This is a genomic window from Aquimarina muelleri DSM 19832 (assembly GCF_000430665.1).
In the GTDB taxonomy this organism is placed as follows: Bacteria; Bacteroidota; Bacteroidia; order Flavobacteriales; family Flavobacteriaceae; genus Aquimarina; species Aquimarina muelleri.
This window is the reverse complement of sequence record NZ_AUML01000015.1, coordinates 1-19,926: the sequence shown is the minus strand read 5'-3', so window position 1 is coordinate 19,926 and position 19,926 is coordinate 1. Positions and strand designations below refer to the sequence as shown.

At 32.3% G+C, this 19,926-nt stretch carries 17 protein-coding genes and 2 tRNA genes; 13 read left to right on the top strand and 6 right to left on the bottom strand.

All coding sequences use genetic code 11. The features are described from left to right. The first annotated feature begins 321 nt into the window (after positions 1-321). From lipA to H527_RS0107170, 3 genes are read left to right on the top strand one after another with little or no spacing between them, the layout of a single operon-like run. Positions 322-1,194 (top strand): lipoyl synthase, encoded by an 873-nt coding sequence (gene lipA, locus H527_RS0107180; RefSeq protein ID WP_027412071.1) that lies wholly within the window; start codon positions 322-324, stop codon positions 1,192-1,194. A gap of 25 nt (positions 1,195-1,219) precedes the next feature. Next, the gene (gene gap / locus H527_RS0107175; RefSeq protein ID WP_027412070.1) at positions 1,220-2,224 is read left to right on the top strand and encodes a type I glyceraldehyde-3-phosphate dehydrogenase; all 1,005 of its coding nucleotides are present in this window, start codon (positions 1,220-1,222) and stop codon (positions 2,222-2,224) included. A gap of 31 nt (positions 2,225-2,255) precedes the next feature. After that, positions 2,256-4,478 (top strand): tetratricopeptide repeat-containing hybrid sensor histidine kinase/response regulator, encoded by a 2,223-nt coding sequence (locus H527_RS0107170; RefSeq protein ID WP_027412069.1) that lies wholly within the window; start codon positions 2,256-2,258, stop codon positions 4,476-4,478. 179 nt (positions 4,479-4,657) lie between these two features. On the opposite strand, the gene lpxK is transcribed toward H527_RS0107170, so the two are convergent. Further along, the gene (lpxK, locus tag H527_RS0107165) at positions 4,658-5,674 is read right to left on the bottom strand and encodes a tetraacyldisaccharide 4'-kinase (protein WP_027412068.1); all 1,017 of its coding nucleotides are present in this window, start codon (positions 5,672-5,674) and stop codon (positions 4,658-4,660) included. A gap of 143 nt (positions 5,675-5,817) precedes the next feature. On the opposite strand from lpxK, the gene H527_RS0107160 reads away from it, so the two are divergent. From H527_RS0107160 to H527_RS0107150, 3 genes are all read left to right on the top strand, one after another. After that, the gene (locus H527_RS0107160; protein ID WP_027412067.1) at positions 5,818-6,912 is read left to right on the top strand and encodes a Nif3-like dinuclear metal center hexameric protein; all 1,095 of its coding nucleotides are present in this window, start codon (positions 5,818-5,820) and stop codon (positions 6,910-6,912) included. A 3-nt stretch (positions 6,913-6,915) separates the two neighbouring features. Continuing rightward, positions 6,916-7,692: a zinc ribbon domain-containing protein gene (locus tag H527_RS0107155; RefSeq protein WP_027412066.1), complete on the top strand. Its 777-nt coding sequence runs from the start codon at positions 6,916-6,918 to the stop codon at positions 7,690-7,692. Positions 7,693-7,757: 65 nt separating this feature from the next. Next, positions 7,758-8,999, top strand: a complete 1,242-nt coding sequence (locus H527_RS0107150; protein ID WP_027412065.1) for a glycosyltransferase — start codon at positions 7,758-7,760, stop codon at positions 8,997-8,999. Between the two features lie 159 nt (positions 9,000-9,158). On the opposite strand, the gene rpsT is transcribed toward H527_RS0107150, so the two are convergent. From rpsT to proS, 4 genes are all read right to left on the bottom strand, one after another. Continuing rightward, positions 9,159-9,407 (bottom strand): 30S ribosomal protein S20, encoded by a 249-nt coding sequence (gene rpsT / locus H527_RS0107145; RefSeq protein WP_027412064.1) that lies wholly within the window; start codon positions 9,405-9,407, stop codon positions 9,159-9,161. Between the two features lie 37 nt (positions 9,408-9,444). Next, positions 9,445-9,516 (bottom strand) — tRNA-Glu (locus H527_RS0107140). A gap of 67 nt (positions 9,517-9,583) precedes the next feature. After that, a tRNA-Glu gene (locus tag H527_RS0107135) sits at positions 9,584-9,655 on the bottom strand. Between the two features lie 77 nt (positions 9,656-9,732). Then, positions 9,733-11,211, bottom strand: a complete 1,479-nt coding sequence (gene proS, locus H527_RS0107130; protein ID WP_027412063.1) for a proline--tRNA ligase — start codon at positions 11,209-11,211, stop codon at positions 9,733-9,735. 99 nt (positions 11,212-11,310) lie between these two features. On the opposite strand from proS, the gene H527_RS0107125 reads away from it, so the two are divergent. Continuing rightward, positions 11,311-12,393 (top strand): hypothetical protein, encoded by a 1,083-nt coding sequence (locus tag H527_RS0107125; RefSeq protein ID WP_027412062.1) that lies wholly within the window; start codon positions 11,311-11,313, stop codon positions 12,391-12,393. 65 nt (positions 12,394-12,458) lie between these two features. After that, positions 12,459-13,973, top strand: a complete 1,515-nt coding sequence (locus H527_RS0107120) for an OmpP1/FadL family transporter (protein ID WP_035087605.1) — start codon at positions 12,459-12,461, stop codon at positions 13,971-13,973. An 80-nt stretch (positions 13,974-14,053) separates the two neighbouring features. Here the strand turns inward: H527_RS0107120 and H527_RS0107115 are convergent, their stop codons facing one another. Beyond that, the gene (locus H527_RS0107115) at positions 14,054-15,568 is read right to left on the bottom strand and encodes a T9SS type B sorting domain-containing protein (RefSeq protein ID WP_027412060.1); all 1,515 of its coding nucleotides are present in this window, start codon (positions 15,566-15,568) and stop codon (positions 14,054-14,056) included. A 277-nt stretch (positions 15,569-15,845) separates the two neighbouring features. Between H527_RS0107115 and folE the strand changes: the two genes are divergently transcribed. The 5 genes from folE to H527_RS21620 all read left to right on the top strand — a co-directional run. Further along, a complete protein-coding gene (gene folE / locus H527_RS0107110; RefSeq protein ID WP_027412059.1) occupies positions 15,846-16,523 on the top strand; it encodes a GTP cyclohydrolase I FolE in 678 nt (225 codons plus the stop codon). Positions 16,524-16,560: 37 nt separating this feature from the next. Then, on the top strand, positions 16,561-18,057 hold the full coding sequence (cysS, locus tag H527_RS0107105; RefSeq protein WP_027412058.1) for a cysteine--tRNA ligase: 1,497 nt from the start codon (positions 16,561-16,563) through the stop codon (positions 18,055-18,057). Between the two features lie 18 nt (positions 18,058-18,075). Further along, on the top strand, positions 18,076-18,336 hold the full coding sequence (gene yidD, locus H527_RS0107100) for a membrane protein insertion efficiency factor YidD (RefSeq protein WP_027412057.1): 261 nt from the start codon (positions 18,076-18,078) through the stop codon (positions 18,334-18,336). Between the two features lie 119 nt (positions 18,337-18,455). Further along, positions 18,456-19,385, top strand: a complete 930-nt coding sequence (lgt, locus tag H527_RS0107095) for a prolipoprotein diacylglyceryl transferase (RefSeq protein WP_027412056.1) — start codon at positions 18,456-18,458, stop codon at positions 19,383-19,385. A gap of 301 nt (positions 19,386-19,686) precedes the next feature. After that, on the top strand, positions 19,687-19,926 hold a 240-nt coding region (locus H527_RS21620; protein ID WP_035087603.1), incomplete at its 3' end, for a transposase.

The window sequence follows — 19,926 nt, the reverse complement described above, 5'->3', positions numbered from 1 at the left end:
ATAAAATTTGAAATACGAATAGTCTTAACCTACCGGACCTAATAAAACTGTTCTTATAGTAAATACCCAAGGAGCCTATAATAAATTTTATTATATATTGAATACTTGTTTTCCTCATACCAAGATGAATTTAGAAAATACAATAAAACAGCCTTAGAAAATCTTACCTGTATTAAAACCTTCTTTTTATTTACTATAATTCTTCTTAATAGTCATACAAATAAAGAAAACTTGTTCAAAATCACATCAAAATCATAACTTTTGAATCTACTAGACAGTAATCTAAGCTTTCTTTGTATTTTTGCTAAAAATATTGCTTGTATGAATAATGATATCACTAGCGTAGCACCTCCTAAAGGAAAACCAAAATGGTTACGAGTTAAGCTTCCTACAGGAAAAAAATACACTGAACTAAGAGGGTTAGTGGATAAATATAATTTGCATACTATATGCACTTCTGGTAGTTGCCCTAATATGGGTGAATGTTGGAGTGAAGGTACCGCAACTTTTATGATACTAGGTAATATCTGTACACGTTCATGTGGTTTTTGTGGCGTAAAAACAGGAAGACCTGAGACTATAGATTGGGAAGAGCCAGAAAAAGTAGCTAGATCTATAAAACTCATGAATATAAAACATGCTGTTATCACCTCTGTAGATAGAGATGATATTTTGGATGGAGGATCTATTATTTGGGCAGAAACGATTCAGGCAATTCGAAGAATGAATCCAGATACGACATTAGAAACATTAATACCTGATTTTCAAGGAAAAACAAATAACATAGATAGAATTATAGCTGTTAAACCCGAAGTAGTTTCTCATAACATGGAAACTGTAAAAAGATTAACTAGAGAAGTTAGAATTCAAGCCAAATACGAGCAAAGTCTACAAGTATTAAATTACCTTAAAGAAAATGGCATAAATCGTACAAAAAGCGGTATTATGCTTGGTCTTGGAGAAAAAGAAGAAGAAGTTATACAAACACTTAGCGATCTTAGGTCTGTCAATTTAGATATTGTAACTATAGGACAATACTTACAGCCAAGTAAAAAACATCTTCCTGTAAAAGAATTTATAACTCCAGATCAATTCAAGAAATATGAAGAAATTGGTTTAAAAATGGGCTTTAGGCATGTTGAAAGTGGTGCACTTGTTAGGTCTTCTTATAAAGCACAAAAACACTTAACATAATCAAAAAAATAACAGCAAATACTTAATGAATACTCCTGTTAAAATCGCCATAAATGGTTTTGGAAGAATTGGTCGTAATTTATTTAGATTATTAATAAATCATCCTCAAATACAAGTTGTTGCTATAAATGATCTTGCAGATTCAAAAACCCTAAGCCACCTTTTAAAATACGACAGTATACATGGTGTACTTCCTTATGAAGTAACACACAATAAAGATCATATAATAGTTCAAAATAAAGCCACACCATTACTTAATGAAAAAAACCCAGAGCATTGTAACTGGAAACTATATGATGTAGATATAGTTATAGAGTCTACTGGAAAATTTAAAACAAAATCGGATGCAGAAAAGCATTTAAAAGCAGGAGCAAAAAGAGTAATCCTTTCTGCTCCTGCTATAGAAGATAGTATCAAAACTATTGTAATGGGAGTTAATGACCATATATTAGATGGATCAGAAACTATTTTATCAAACGCTTCATGCACCACCAATAACGCTGCACCTATGATCAAAGTAATCAATGATCTATGCGGCGTCGAACAAGCGTACATTACAACTATACACAGCTACACTACAGATCAAAGCCTACATGATCAACCACACAGAGATTTAAGACGTGCACGAGCCGCTAGTCAATCTATTGTTCCTACGACTACAGGAGCAGCAAAAGCTTTAACAAAAATATTTCCAGAATTAAGTAATGTTATTGGAGGCTGTGGAATAAGAGTCCCTGTTCCTAATGGTTCGCTTACTGATATTACGTTTAATGTAAAGAAAATAACTTCTATACAAGAAATTAATGATGAATTCAAAAAAGCTTCTGAGACTAACTTAAAAGGTATTTTATCCTATACAGAAGATCCCATTGTTTCTGTCGATATTTTAGGAAACCCATACTCTTGCACATTCGATTCTTTAATGACTTCTGTAATAGGTAAGATGGTAAAAATCATAGGGTGGTATGATAACGAAATTGGATATAGTAACAGAATAATCGATTTAATTATTAACATTTGTAAGAAATAACTATCTTAGTTGACATATTTCATAGGAAAAAATGCCAACCCAAATCAGATATTATATAATCAAAATTTTTCTTATTTGTTGTTTTTTTGGTTTCTCCCAAACTACCGAACACCTGGAAAACACTCAAATAAAAGACTCTATTGATAAATACCTAACTAATGCTTCGCGATCTATTGATAAAGCTAGTTTACAACCTGCACTTTCTAATATTATAAATGCTAAAGAACTTGCAGTCCTGAAACAGGATAAAATCTATATAGCAAAAACTAATATGATACTTGCAAAATTGTATCGTGAACTAGGAGATTTAAAGAAAGCAGAACAGCAAATTCTTGACGCTATAGCATTTCAAGAAGAAGACAATGATGAATACATGCTATCCTGCTCCTATACTATTTATGGATCTATAGCTATAAAGCTTAAAAAGTATAATACTGCATTAAAGACCTTAGAAAAAGCTCTTATTCTAACCAGAAAAAATAAAATTAAAGACCAAGAAGGTATTATCAAGTTAAATCTAGGGCTTTTAGAGCTTGCTCAAGAACAACCCGAATTAGCTATACTGCATTTCAATAGCGGACTTCCTATTATACATTCTTTTGACCAATACTACTACAAAGCTAAACTATACACAAATAAAGCCAAAGCACAGTTATTACTTAATAAACCAAACGAAGCAAAACAGACTAATGATCTGGCTATGGAAATTGGCAAAGAAATGAACTATTCAGAAATACAATCTGAATGCTTTGGTTTATATAGTCAGATATATGAAAAAAAACAGGAATACCCTACTGCTTTACGTAATCTTAGGGCCCACGAAAAAATAAAAGACTCTTTGTTTAATACCAATAAAGAAATTATAGCCCAAGAAGCTGGTGCTAAACTAAATTTAAATGAACATAATGTTTTAATTGAAGAATTAACCGAAGAAAACATCCAACAACAAAGGTCTTTAAAACTAGGCCGTCTAACAACAATACTAAGTATTGCTTTAATTACAATACTATCTCTTTTGACACTATCCTTATACAAAAACAATAATTTAAGAGCAAGAGCAAACGAACTATTACAAAACAAAAATACCGAACTTATACTTGCTAAAGAAAATGCAGAAAGAGCGAGTGAAGCAAAAGTTCAATTTTTATCTACTATTACCCATGAATTAAGAACACCCTTGTATGCTGTCACGGGATTAACCCACTTGTTACTTGAAGAAAGTCCAACTCCTAACCAAAAAGAACATCTTAATTCTCTTAAATTCTCTGGAGAATATCTTTTATCATTAATAAACAACATACTAGACCTTAATAAATTAGAAGCAAACAAAGTTGAAATAGAAAACACTTCGTTTAATTTAAAGAAACGAATAAATGATGTACTGATTGCTTTAGGCAAATCTGCAAAAGATAGAAACAATAACTTCCATTATGAATTCGACGAATCTATACCTTCAAAACTTAAAGGAGATCCTCTAAAGATTTCTCAAATCCTTATCAATCTTATTGGCAACTCTATAAAATTTACACAAAATGGAGATATCTGGATTCGTGTAAAAAAAATTAGCCAAATCGAAAATAGAATATCTCTTAATTTTGAAATTGAAGATAATGGTGTTGGAATATCCGAAAAAAAACAGCTTACTATCTTTGAAAATTTCACACAAGGCTCTGTACAAATCAACAGGAAATTTGGAGGAACAGGACTAGGCTTATCTATCGTTAAAAATCTATTATCATTAATGGATAGTGAAATAAAACTGGAAAGCGAACCAGATAAAGGCTCTAAGTTTTTATTCGATCTAGAGTTCGAAATCTTCGAAGATAAAAGCCCTAATTATATAGAGGAAGCTAAAAAAATTGATCATAATTTAATGATTGACAAATATATCTTAGTAGTCGAAGACAATAAAATTAACCAATTAATTACTCGAAAAATACTAGAAAAAAATAAAATAAAATGTGATGTTGCAGACAACGGAGATATTGCAGTAGCCAAAGCTAAAGAAAATAACTTTGATTTAATTCTTATGGATATTCACATGCCTGGAATTAGCGGAATAGAAGCAACCAAACAAATAAGAATATTTAATAAAGATATACCTATTATAGCTTTAACAGCAGTTACTCTGGATGATAATTTGGATGAATTTTACGACAATGGTTTTAATGATATTATACCCAAACCATATAAAACTGAAGAGTTTTTCACTAAACTTCATAAAGCCCTAACAAAAAGCCAAACTACTTTCTAATACTTTAAGTATATTTTTAAGTAATAATCCAATTAACTTATAGAACCTCTTATTTAAGAGGTTCAAAAATCAATAACATCAAAGCAAGCTCACGAGCTATACTTCTGAAAATATATTTTGTTTTCGAGGCAAGCCTAGGAGAATTAAACTCCACAATGTGGATTAAAAAAAGGAAAAACTTATGGTATATCCTTTTTTATATAATCAGATATCTTACAATCAAAAATGCCCGAATTCTCCACAAACATAACTTCCATAGGTTGATACCACAATTTACCTTCTAAGATACCTGTATTTAATCTAACATAATCTTTTTCTGTAGTAATAATAAACTCAAGATTATTTAATTTCTCCATTTCCTCATTAGTGAAATTATGATGATCTGGAAAATTAATGTGATTAAATTGCAAACCTAATGACATATAAAAATCCAATAAAGGCTTTGGATTTGCAATACCTGTTACCAAAGTGAAATTTATATCTTGTAAAGAATCTAAAGTTTTTACTCCAGAAGCATTCACTATATTTTTTTGGTAATTAATCGTCGTAAAAAACAAATCTTGATTAGATTGAATTTTCAGTTTTTTAGTAATCCTCTCTCTTTCTTCAAAAGATATATTGCTAGGACACTTTGTAACAATAATTACATCTGCTCGATTTGCTCCTTTTCTTGACTCTCTTAAGTTTCCTGTAGGCAAAACAATATCATCACAATAAAGATTATAATACGCTGTTAATAAAATATAAAAACCTGCTTTTACCTTACGATGTTGGTATGCATCGTCTAGTATAATAACTTCTGGACAAGGAGATAATGATCGTAAATTTGATATTCCGTTTTGCCTATCCTCATCTACAGACACTATAATGTCTTTAAATTTTTTTTTAAACTGAAGAGGCTCATCCCCTACTTGTTTTGCAGTACACGAAGGCTCTACTATCTGAAACCCTTTTGTTTCTCTTTTATACCCCCTACTAAGTGTTGCTATTACAAATTCATCTTTCAATAATGAAATTAGATATTCTACCATTGGTGATTTACCCGTTCCTCCAACACTCAAATTACCAACAGCAATAACCGGAAAATTATATGTGCTAGATTTTTTAAGTCCAAGATCATACATTATATTTCGTAACCATGTAACCAAATAATAAAAAGGAACAAAAGGCAAAAGTAATTTTCGAAGTAAATTCACACACTTAATATTTTTAATAATAAATTTATCTAACAAAAGTATAAAACGAAACTTTGATTATTGATAAAAGTTTTTTTACATTCCATTTTTATCACAAAAAATATTGTTTTTTTACATTTTAATAAAAAGAAAAACCTATCCTAATGCAAATAAAAGAGGTTATAGAACACCTAGAGGACTTAGCTCCCACAGCCTACGCAGAAGACTTTGATAATATTGGTTTATTAGTAGGCGAACCTAAAACTATCGTTACTGGGATTTTAGTTACCCTAGACACTCTCGAAGAAACAATAGATGAAGCGATACAAAATAGTTGTAATCTAATTATTAGCTTTCATCCTATTATTTTTAAAGGAATCAAAAAGTTTAATGGTACTAATTATGTAGAGCGAGTTGTAATCAAAGCTATCAAAAATGATATTTCAATCTTTGCTATACATACAGCTCTAGATAATACTTTACACGGAGTAAACAATATGATATGTGAGCAATTAGGATTAATAAATCGCAAAATTCTTATCCCACAAAGCGGAAACATAAAAAAATTAGTAACCTTTACCCCTATCAATCAGACTGAAGAATTACTTAATAAACTTTTTGAAGCTGGAGCAGGAACAATAGGCAATTATACTAATTGTAGCTTTTTATCCAATGGAATAGGATCTTTTAAACCTACAGAAATTGCTAATCCTGTTATTGGTGAAATTGGAAAACTTCATAAAGAAAAAGAAACACAGATACAGATTACCTACCCTAGGCATTGTGAAAACAAAATACTAAAAGCTCTTTTTGAAAATCATTCTTACGAAGAAGTCGCATATGAAATCACTACACTAGAAAATAAAAATCAAAATATCGGAATAGGTATGATAGGAGAACTAACAGAATCTATAGAAGAAATTCATTTTTTAAAACATATCAAAAAAGTTTTCAATTCTGGATGTGTAAGACACTCCTCTTTATTAAACAAGCCTATCAAAAAAGTAGCAGTATTAGGAGGTAGCGGAAGTTTTGCAATCACCAATGCCATACATGCAGAAGCAGATATATTTATAACAGCAGACTTAAAATATCATCAGTTTTATGAAGCAGAAGGAAAACTAATACTTGCAGATATTGGCCATTATGAAAGTGAACAGTACACAAAAAACTTAATTGTTAGTTATCTTCAAAAAAAAATCAGTAATTTTGCAATCATTTTATCGGATAAAAATACCAATCCTATTCAATACATATAAAATATGGCAAAGAAAGAAGTTACTGTTGAGCAAAAATTAAGAGCTTTATATGACTTGCAATTAATTGACTCTAGAGTTGATGAGATCAGAAATGTGCGCGGAGAATTACCTTTAGAGGTGGAAGATCTTGAAGATGAAGTAGCCGGATTAAACAAAAGATTAGAAAAGTTAAACAATGACCTTGACACTATAGATGAAGGCATTAAAACTAAAAAAAATCTAATAGAAGAAGCCAAAGCACTGATCAAAAAGTACGGAGAACAACAAAAAAATGTTCGTAACAATCGCGAGTACAATTCCCTTAGCAAAGAAATTGAGTTTCAAGAATTAGAAATTCAATTAGCAGAAAAACACATTAAAGAGCACAAAGCTCAGATTATTCAAAAAAATGAAATTATTGACCAAACAAAACAAAAAGTTACCGAACGTAACAATCACCTTGGTCATAAAAAAGGAGAATTAGATGCCATTTTAGCAGAAACAGAAAAAGAAGAAAAAGCTTTACTTTCTAAATCTGAAGATTACCAAAAAGAAATTGAAGATCGTTTAGTCACTGCATACAAAAGAATTAGAGAGAATGTAAAAAATGGACTTGCAGTTGTAGCTATCGAACGAGGAGCATCTGGAGGATCCTTCTTTACAATACCTCCTCAAGTTCAAATGGAAATCGCCTCTCGTAAAAAAATTATTACCGATGAGCATAGCGGTAGAATTTTGGTAGATCAAGAACTTGCCAGAGAACAAAAAGAAAAAATGCAAACACTTTTTACTAAATTATAGTAAAAAAAGTACCTAAATAACACATAGCCTCAGTCCAACTGAGGCTTTTTTTGATTTTATAAACCATGAATCATCTTTTTATCATAGGATTTGTTTGGCCAGAACCCAACTCATCAGCTGCAGGAAGTAGAATGCTACAACTTATCGATTTATATATTGCTCAAAACTGGAAAATCACCTTCGCTAGCCCTGCTATAGAGACAAAACACATGTTTAACCTTAAAGATATTGGCATCTCTACAGTTAACATAAAACCAAATAGCACAAGTTTTGACACCTATCTTAAAAAAACACAACCAAACATCGTTTTATTTGATAGATTTATAATGGAAGAACAATTTGGATGGAGAGTATCTAAACAATGCCCAGGTGCCTTAAAAATATTAAATACAGAAGACCTTCATTGTCTTAGAAAAACACGACAAGAATGCTTTAAAAATAAAAAGGAATTTGAAATCACTGATCTTTTAAACAATGAACACACCAAAAGAGAAATTGCCAGTATATACAGATGCGATCTTTCTTTAATCATTTCAGATTATGAAGTAAAAATATTAGAGGATGTTTTCAAAATAGACAAAAACCTATTGTTTCACATTCCTTTTTTATTAAACACAATTACTACAGAAACAAAAAAAGAGTGGCCTAATTATAATAGTAGAAAACATTTTATTACTATTGGTAATTTTCGCCATGAACCAAATTGGAATAGTATCCTATATCTTAAAGAAACCATTTGGCCCTTAATTCAAAAAGAACTCCCAGAAGCAGAATTACACATCTATGGTGCATACCCTCCCCCAAAAGCAACTCAGTTACACAACCCAAAACAAGGGTTCCATATTAAAGGCTGGGCAAAAAATGCAAACGAAGTTATGCAACAAGCCAAAGTTTGTCTCGCTCCATTACGATTTGGCGCAGGAATTAAAGGAAAGCTAGCTGAAGCAATGCTTTGTGGCACACCTAGTATCACAACCACAATTGGAGCTGAAGGAATGCTTAATAAAGAATCAGATTGGAACGGATTTATTACCGATAACCCTATAGAGTTTGCTAAAGCAGCTATACACATTTACACCAACTCTAGTACCTGGAGCCAAGCACAGCAAAATGGAATAGAAATTATAAATACAAGATTTCAGAAAAAAATATTTTCTGTTTCATTCATGAATAAAATCTCAAAAATCCAACACAACATAAAACAACATAGAAACAATAACTTTATAGGTGCCATGCTACAACATCACTCTATAAGAAGCACAGAATTTATGTCTCGTTGGATAGAAGAAAAAAACAAAATTAAATGATTAGATTCATGTAATCATGTAAATACTAAATCCCACAACAATTGGGATTGATCCGTAATCATTTCCTATTTCAATCAAAAAATTGTTTTCAATATTGAAAACAAAAAAAAGCTTTTCCATATTATGGAAAAGCCTCTATATTTTTAGCGCAATTGTATATTACAATGCAGCTACGTACTTTGCTAACTGAGATTTTAAATTAGCTGCTTTATTCTTATGAATAACATTATTTTTAGCTAACTTATCTAACATAGAAACAACAGTAGGAAACAAGGTCTCTGCTTCTTTCTTTTCAGACTCACGCAGTTTTTTTATAGCATTACGTGTAGTTTTATGCTGATATCTGTTTCTAAGACGCTTTGTCTCGTTACTTCTAATTCTTTTTAATGCTGACTTATGATTTGCCATCTCTCTTCTCTAATTAAATTTCTTACTATAAAATTTGTAGCCCGTAGGGGAATCGAACCCCTCTTACCAGGATGAAAACCTGGCGTCCTAGCCGATAGACGAACGGGCCATTTTCTTTTTCAAGGATTGCAAATTTATAGCTTTAACTTTAAATTTGCAATTAATTTCACTATTTGTAGCCCGTAGGGGAATCGAACCCCTCTTACCAGGATGAAAACCTGGCGTCCTAGCCGATAGACGAACGGGCCATTGTTTGCCTAATTGCGGATGCAAAAATACAACTATTTTTCAATCGCGCAAGTGTTATTTTATTTTTTTTTCAACCTTAATACGCCTTTGCAAATAACACTCTGATTTTAGACGGATTACCACTATATACACAAACACCATTTTCTTCTTTTCCATCAAAAGGAATGCATCGTATAGTCGCTTTTGTGATCTCTTTAATCTTCTGTTCTATTTCTGCAGAACCATCCCAGTGCGCCGATATAAAACCTCCTTTAACCTCTAAAACATTCTTAAACTCATCAAAAGTGGTTACTTCCGTAATGTGTTCATCCCTAAACTTAGTAGCTTTTTGATGTAAGCTTTCCTGAATTTCGCTAAGCAAAGAAACTACAGTATCTATCACTTGATCTTTTTCTACAAATTGCTTTGTTAATGTATCTCGTCGCGCAAGCTCCACCGTACCTTTTTCTAGATCTTTAGGGCCTATTGCAATCCTAAGAGGAACTCCCTGTAATTCATATTGAGCAAATTTTGCTCCTGGTCGATGCGTATCTCTATTATCAAACTTAACAGAAACTCCTTTAGATCTTAAATCCATAACTAACTCATTAGCTACTATTGAAATTTGATCTAACTGATCTTCTCCTTTATATATAGGAACTATTACGACTTGAATAGGAGCCAAATTTGGTGGCAATACCAACCCATTATCATCACTATGCGTCATGATTAGCGCTCCCATCAAACGGGTAGAAACACCCCAAGAAGTTGCCCACACATAATCTAACTTACCTTCTTTAGACGTAAATTTAACATCAAATGCTTTTGCGAAATTTTGCCCTAAAAAATGCGAAGTTCCCGCCTGTAGGGCCTTACCATCCTGCATTAAAGCTTCTATACAATACGTATCTTCTGCCCCTGCAAAACGTTCACTTTCTGTTTTTCTTCCTTTAATTACAGGTATCGCCATAAAATTCTCAGCAAAATCGGCATATATATTATTCATTTGTTCTGTTTCTGCAATTGCTTCTTGTTTTGTGGCATGCGCTGTATGCCCTTCTTGCCATAAAAACTCAGCTGTGCGCAAAAACAATCGAGTACGCATCTCCCATCGCACCACATTTGCCCATTGATTAATCAACAAAGGCAAATCTCTATAAGATTGAATCCACCCCTTATAAGTGCTCCAAATAATAGCCTCAGAAGTTGGTCTTACAATTAGCTCTTCTTCTAATTTTGCATTTGGATCTACGATAAGCTTAGACGCATCTTCAGGATCTGTTTTTAATCTGTAGTGAGTAACAACAGCACATTCTTTTGCAAACCCTTCTGCATTTTTTTCTTCGGCTTCAAATAAACTTTTAGGCACAAATAATGGAAAATAAGCATTTTGATGACCTGTTTCCTTAAATTTTTTATCTAATTCAGCCTGCATTTTTTCCCAAATAGCATACCCGTAAGGCTTAATTACCATGCAACCTCTTACTGCCGAATTTTCTGCCAGATCAGCCTTGACAACTAATTCATTATACCATTTTGAATAGTCTTCACTACGTTTTGTTAGATTCTTGCTCATATACTTCTATTTGGCACAAATGTTGTGACTCTGTTAAATATAATTTAATTAGCGCAAAACTAACTAAATTTGTAATGTTCAACAATAAAATAAGAAGATATGCGACTTAAAAATTATTTTCAGAAGAATGGAGCTAAAGGATTTCTAATTGTAGCTTCCATACTAATGTTGACATCTTGTGGTTCGTATGAGTATGTTCCTTATAGAGATGGTATTTATGGAGAAACAGGAAACCACAGAAAAACAGAGAACTACGCAGAGAACACCAAGCATAGTACAAACGAAAAACCTAGTTATTATACTAATTATTTTTCTGAAAAATCCGCCCAAATTGATGATGCGATCGAAGAGGATCCTATTTTTACAGATATAGATACATATTCAAGTAAAGATTACAATACTGCAGATACAATTACCACAGCTTTAAACTATCAAGTTGGACAACCATCATGGGGAAGTAATCCTTCTGAAATTAACGTCAATGTAATTAACACTGGATGGTCTGGATACCCGTATGGAGGAATTGGATATGGCGGATGGAATAATTATGGATGGGGTGGATATTACAATTCTTTTTGGGGAGCAGGATGGAACACTCCATATTGGTATGGTGGTTTTTATTGTCCTCCTTATTATTATGGCGGTCATTATGCAGGCTACTATAGAGGTTATCAATCTTATTATAATAGGTATCCTTATTACTACGGCAGAAGTCGCTATTATACCCATAACAGAAGATCAAGAAACGCATACTCTTATTCTACCAGAAGTCGTAAATCTTACCAAACTTATAACAATTCAAGATCCAGAAACTCTTCAAATTACAACAGAAATAGACAAGGGTATTCTAAAGGAAGAGTTAATGCAACAGGTAGATCTAGATCTTCAAATAATTATTACAACAGATCATCAAATAGTGCAAACTCTCGTTCCAGATCAACGATAAATAGAACAAATTCTCGATCAAGCTCTCCGAGCAGTACTCGTTCCAGAAGTAATTCCTCTTCCAATAGAAGTCGGGGATACACTCCTTCTAACAGTAGATCAAGATCCAATAACAATTCTGGTTATTCCAGAAGTAGTTCCTCTCGTAACAGTGGCTACTCTAGATCCAGCGGTAGTAGTAGATCTAGAAGTAGCGGAAATCGAAGCAGTGGAAACAGAAGCCGTGGAAGAAACTAATTCAAAGTTCAATATCATACTATTTTTCCTCTCTAAAACCCTATGATTCAAAAACTAAACTACTAATGAAAAAAATATTTTTATTCGTAAGTGTAATATCTATGTCTTTTTTAAACGCTCAAGATATTACCGATGCTTTACGATATTCACAACAAGAAATATTAGGAACTGCTCGTTTTAGAGCTATGAGTGGCGCTTTTGGAGCCCTAGGAGGAGATATATCCTCACTACAAATAAACCCAGCAGGATCTGCTGTTTTTCTTAATTCTTATGGTTCTCTTACTCTTTCTACAAAACATACTGATAACGATGTAAATTATTTTAATAGATTTAATAATCGTAGTTTCAGAAGCACAAACCTAAACCAGCTGGGAGCAGTTTTTGTTTATCAAAATAAAAATTATGAATCTTCAGGAGTTAATAAAATCTCTTTAGGATTAACTTATGATCAGACTACAGATAATGCAAATAAGTTATTTGCTTCTGGAAGAAGCTCAAACTCTATAAGTAGCATTTTCCTAAACGAAGCGCAAGGATTACCTTTAAGCTTGATTTCGAGAAGAACAGGAGAAACCATTGAAGATTTATATAGTTTTTTAGGTGAAAATGAAGGATATCGAGCACAACAAGCTTTTTTAGGATATGAAGCTTTTATTATTGAACCAAGCAACTCTAACAACCCAGATAACACTTCTTATTCTTCAAATATTTCATCTGGTTTTTTTGATCAGGAATACTATCTTGAAAGCACTGGTTTAAATGGAAAATTTACTATAAACGGTGGTGCGCAGATTAACAATAACTTCTATTTAGGGATCAACCTAAATTCTCATTTTATTAACTATGATAAAGTTACTGAGTTTTTTGAAGGGAACAATAATACCGGAAGTACTATAAATGAGATAATATTTACTAATAAATTATCTACCGCAGGAGCTGGATTCTCTGCTCAAATTGGAGGTATAGCCAAAGTAAATAAAATGATTCGTTTAGGCGCTTCTTATGAGTCCCCTACTTGGTATCTTATTGAAGAAGAGACTACGCAAAGGTTAGAAACAATAAGTGATACTGACGGTAGAGCTGTTATAAACCCTCGAATAATCAATGTTTTTCCTGAATATAAATTAAGAACTCCAGCAAAAGCAACTGGAAGTATCGCTTTATTATTTGATCAACAAGGTCTAATAAGTCTAGATTATTCTTACAAAGATTATTCTACTATAAAAACAAGTTCTAATGAAGGTAGTAATTTAACTAACCTCAATAACGATATAGATTCTAATCTACAAGGAGCATCTACCATAAGAATTGGAACAGAATGGAGATTTGACAACTGGAGTTTTAGAAGCGGGTACAGTTTTGAAGAAAGCCCCTATAAAAACAATTTCATTTTAGGAGACAAGACTGGGTATTCGATTGGAGCAGGATATTCTTTTGGAAAATTTAAAATTGACGCTGCATATAATTACACAGAGCAACAACGTACAGAAGAATTTTATTCCAATCCAAGTTTCACAAATTTTGTTTTAATAGATAATTATACTCAAAATATTACTATTTCCGTTGGAATGAATTTCTAAAAACATTTCAAAAAATAAGGTTTGTGGTTTAAAAAACCACAAACCTTATTTTTTTCACATAACTTATGTTAGCCGCGCCGCTATCGAATCAAAGAAAAATTCCCTGCAAAAACCCTTCTTCGCATATTAGGGTCTCTTGGCTCATTAAACTCTACTCTAAACCAATAGTCTGCAGAGGGCATATTTCTGCCATTATAAGTACCATCCCAACCAGGACCTCCTGCTCTTAATTGTTTCAAAAGCTTACCGTATCTATCAAATATATAAATTTGTGCTGTAGGCTGGTTTTCAATATTAATAAGACTCCAAGTATCATGAAAACCATCTCCATTTGGGGTAAAGTATTTAGGATACCCTAATATCATTATTATTTCTGATCTCTCTTCACTGTCTGGGCAATTAGCATACCTTGCTCTAATAAAGTAATCTCCTGGAGGAACATTAGAAAAAGCTGCAGAAGACTGGTAGGATCTGTACTCTACAAAACCATTACCTAAATTCCTATAAAGGCTATATTCAAAATTATCAAAACCTGCTGTTTCAATCTCAGGAGTAGTCACTACTTCTGCGGTAATTGTATAACTTCCTGCAAAAGATTCTTCTGCAATCGCATACCCTACAGAAACAACCGCATTAGAAACATCTAAAACTACTAGCTCATCTGGGGAATCAGGAACTTGGTTACCAGAAGAATCAAACCCACTTAATCTATATACTCCTTCAGTATTTACTTCTAAAAAAGGAACCATCCCCTCTGGATCTGGAATATCTATAAAATTTGTAGTACCAACATCTGCTCTTGCCCATCTAAAAGATACAGCTCCAGGCACATCTGGAGGATCCCCAGGGAACCTTCCTTCTATTGTAACTGGGTATTCACCACAAGTTGCTATATCAGGGCCTACTCCAGGTTCTAAAATAGCACAATCTGTTGTACCTGCATTAGGCTCATCTAAATTGGTTTGCTGTAGTTGTATAACCCCTTCTTCATTCGCAAAGTTTGTTATTAAAATAAGGTAATATTCTTTGGATAACGCATTAGGTATTGTAAATGTTTCTGTATAAACATCATCATCTGGTGTTCTTGCATAGCTACAATCTACAATATTTGTATTATCACTATTTTCAATATAATAAAATGGATCATCTACATTATTCACACATTCTGCTGGTCTAATATTATCCCCATCTCCGTTATTATCGCACCCTTTAGAAAGTATATCGCATGCTATAAAAGAGGTCTTGAAGGGTCCCCATGCCACAAAATCCACATCCAATTGACGCTCTCTTTTATCTAAAACACTATCTCCATCAGCATCTATCCATTGTTGGATATTAAACACCAATTTTCCTGGCTGATCGATACGAATAAAATACCAAGATGGATTAGGAGTTGTGTTTAAACAACCTATTTCTCCTAAACCATCCATGTCACCAATGGTGTTAGAAAATGTTAACTCGCGAGAAGCGTCTGAGCAAAATGGCTGCGCTCCTCTACAGGCAACATCAAAATCTTGGGAATAAAAAAAAGTACTTTTAAAAAAAAGAATACTAAAAAATAATAAAATCTGAGGTAATGTTTTTGCCTTTTTCATATAACGTTAAAAACTATGTTTTTCGTTTGTTTTAGTTCTATTCGGAATTTAAATATACGTAACTTCTGCAAAAAATCTAACCAAGTTAATTGTTTAACATAGCTTTTACTAAGTAAAACAACAAAATCGTATCTTTGCAACCCATATAACGGAAGCTATTGTTTAATAATCTTCTTTTGTATATTTAAAAAGATGGCAAAGTAAAGAATGGTTTTCATAAAATCGCTTTACTTTATTATTTTTTAATGAAGTTTTAATGAATTATAAATTTTGAAGTGTGAAAATTGACAAGGCCCTTGAAGCTATTGAAGCGCTAGGTGATAATCATATAGCTACTAGCGCTACCACTCCTCTTAGAGAAGATGCCTTTAAACTTAGTGATAATGAAAAAATCACTTTGATTAGAGAAGATGTAAAGCATATTATGGAAACACTTGGATTAGACTTAACAGATGACAGTCTTAAAGGAACTCCACAACGTGTAGCAAAAATGTTTGTAAATGAAATTTTTTCGGGTCTTCACCCTCTACGCAAACCAGATGCTTCTACGTTTAAAAACAATTATAAGTATGGAGAAATGTTGGTAGAAAAAAACATTACTCTTTATTCTACCTGTGAGCATCACCTGTTACCTATTGTTGGCAGAGCTCATGTTGCCTACATCTCTAATGGTACTGTAGTTGGATTATCTAAAATGAATCGTATTGTAGATTATTATGCTAAACGCCCACAAGTACAAGAACGTTTGACTATGCAAATTGTGCAAGATCTTCAAGTAGTTTTAGGAACCAAAGATGTGGCATGCGTAATAGATGCTAAACATTTATGTGTAAACTCAAGAGGTATTAGAGATATCGAAAGCAGCACAGTTACTAGTGAATTTGGAGGGAAATTTAAAGAAGACTCTGTAAAAAGAGAATTTTTAGATTACATTAAACTAGACACTACTTTTTAATTTTTCAATATAAACTTACACGTATTATTCTATTATTATGGCAGCAACTCCGTTGTATAAAACTCAAGAATTACAGATTTACAATTCTATCTCGGGACAAAAAGAAATATTTAAATCTATTATAGAAGGTAATATTGGCATGTATGTATGCGGTCCAACAGTTTATAGTAATGTACATTTAGGAAACTGCCGCACCTTTATTTCTTTTGATTTAATTTTTAGATATTTAAAACATTTAGAATATAAGGTTCGTTATGTTAGAAATATCACAGATGCTGGGCATCTTGAAAATGATGCAGATGAAGGGGAAGATAAAGTAGCGAAAAAAGCCAGAATAGAGCAGTTAGAACCTATGGAAATCGTACAACGATATACCTTAGATTTTCATCATGTCATGTCTAGGTTCAATGCTATTTCACCAAGTATAGAACCTACAGCTACAGGGCATATTATAGAACAAATTGAAATTATTAAAACCATAATAAATAATGGTTTTGCTTATGAATCTAATGGCTCTATCTACTTTGATGTTCAGAAGTTTGACAAAACCAATCATTACGGTAAATTAAGCGGACGTAATCTTGAGGATATGATTGCTAATACCAGAGAACTGTCTGCACAAAGTGATAAGAAAAATCCTCAAGATTTTGCACTTTGGAAAAAAGCAGAGCCAAAACATATCATGCGATGGCCATCGCCATGGAGTGATGGTTTCCCTGGTTGGCACTTAGAATGTACTGTAATGAGCACCAAATATCTTGGAGAACGATTTGATATTCACGGAGGTGGAATGGATTTAAAGTTTCCTCATCATGAATGTGAAATTGCGCAAGGAGAAGCTGCTTGTGGTCAAAATCCTGTAAATTACTGGATGCATGCCAATATGCTTACACTTAATGGCAAAAAAATGTCTAAATCGACAGGTAACACTATATCTCCAGGAGAATTATTTTCTGGAAATAATGATATTTTAAGCAAACCTTTTGATCCTACGATCGTTCGGTTTTTTATGCTTCAAGCTCATTATAGAAGTATTTTAGATTTCTCTAATGATGCTCTGGAAGCTTCAGAAAAAGGTTTCTATCGATTAATAGACGCTATACAAACAGTAAATACATTAATAGCTAATTCTAGCACAGATGGTTTTAATGTACAAGCATGGGAACAAGAATGTTATGACGCAATGAATGATGATTTCAACAGCCCAATCCTAATTGCAAAATTATTTGACGCTGTTAAGTTTATTAATACTGTTAAAGAACAAAAGGCTACTATATCTAAAACAGATCTTGATTTGTTACGCCAAACTATGTATAATTTTGTATTTGACGTATTAGGACTGGTTAATATAAATGAGACTTCGTCTGACATAAGTGAAAAACTATCTGGTACTGTCGAATTATTAATTAACCTTAGAGCTGAAGCAAGAGCAAACAAAGATTTTGCTACAAGTGATAAGATAAGAGATGAGCTTCTTGAAATTGGTATTCAGCTTAAAGATGGTCGTGAAGGAACTAGTTTTTCTTTAAACTAATATATTTTGGCTAAAACAATAATAAAAAAAATTCTGATATTTCCTTTTATCATTTTGGTACGGTTATATCAGAATTTAATTTCTCCTTTAACTCCTGCTACTTGTCGTTATCATCCAACTTGTTCTCATTATACTATAGAAGCTTTACAAAAACATGGTTTATTTAAAGGAAGTTTACTTTCTTTAAAACGTATTTTTAGCTGCCACCCTTGGGGAGGAAGTGGTTATGATCCTGTACCAGATGTCAACAAAGATATTCAAAATAAAAAAAACAAGTAAATAAAACTATCTTTATGAGTTCTATTTTAATTTTCATATTCCTTCTTTCATAACAGGAATACATCTTCATTTTAGCTTATAAATACCTATATTTACTTTCCAAAAAATAAAATTTACGCATGATATTATCAAAAATTATATGGAACCCTGTTGAAGGAATAGATCTTGGCTTTTTTGTTATTCGTTTTTACAGCTTAATGTTTGTAATTGCATTTACATTAGGTTGGTATTTAATGAAGAAAATCTATATCCGAGAGAACATCTCTATGGAGAAACTAGATTCTGTATTTATATATGCAGTTATTGGTACATTATTAGGTGCCAGATTAGGGCATGTGTTTTTTTATGATTGGAGTTATTACAAGAACAATCTTTTAGAAATTCTTTTACCTTTTAGGTTTGACCCAGCCTTTGAATTCACAGGTTTTCAAGGATTAGCAAGTCATGGAGCTGCTATAGCTTTTATTATTGCAATGTATTATTATTCTAAAAAAATAATACACAAACATCCTCTTTGGGTTCTGGACAGGGTTACTATTCCTGCAGCATTCGGAGGTATTTTTGTTCGACTAGGTAACTTTTTTAACTCTGAGATTATTGGTAAAGAATCTGGTGATTCTTTTTTTGGAGTAAAGTTCGTCCGTAATGGTTTTAGCAAAAGAGAAGCTTTAAAAGAAACAGGAATGGACAGTGTTAATAAAGCGTATTCTGCTATTGTAGAAAACCCTAAATTCTCTAACTTATTAGAAGCTATTCCATATCGCCATCCAGCTCAATTATATGAAGCTTTTGGATATATATTTGTATCTATTATCTTATGGCTGATCTACTGGAAAACGGATAAACGAAATAATAGAGGATTTCTTTTTGGAATGTATTTAATTTTAATATTTGCAGTGCGTTTTATTGTAGAATATGTTAAAACCAGTCAAGGAGGCTTTGAAGATTCATTAGGTGATTCCTTATCTACAGGACAATGGCTAAGTATTCCTTTTGTTATTGTTGGTTTGTATTTTGTGATACAATCCAAAAAGAAAATTTCTGACTAAAAAAAACAAACCTTACAGAATATAAAAGCTGTAAGGTTTGTAAAAGATAACTATATTATTGGCTAGAGTATTTTGTATTATTATGTTTATTACTCTATAAAACTGTTTTTGTACTAAAAATAAATCCTGATTTAGGAATTTTTACTATTATACAGTAAGCCTAAAAACAGGATTTATAACGACAAAGAATATTTCTACTTAAAAAAACAACTACTATAATACGAGGCTACTGAAAAAGTCACGAACTTAAATAAAAGCGGTAAGTATTTTAGATACTTGCCGTTTTTTGTATTTTGTATTCATGATAGTTCAACAGGAATCTCTTCGATTAAGCGAGTACAGTTCTTTATATGATTTAATTGTTCCTCACACCAACTTGTTAAGGCGTATAAATGATTTAATAGATTTTAATTTCATCTATGAAGAACTTCAATCAAAATATTCTCAAACTCAAGGCAGAAAAGCAGAAAGTCCCATAAGACTATTCAAATATCTTCTGCTAAAAGTAATTTATACCATTTCAGATGTAGATGTAGTGGAG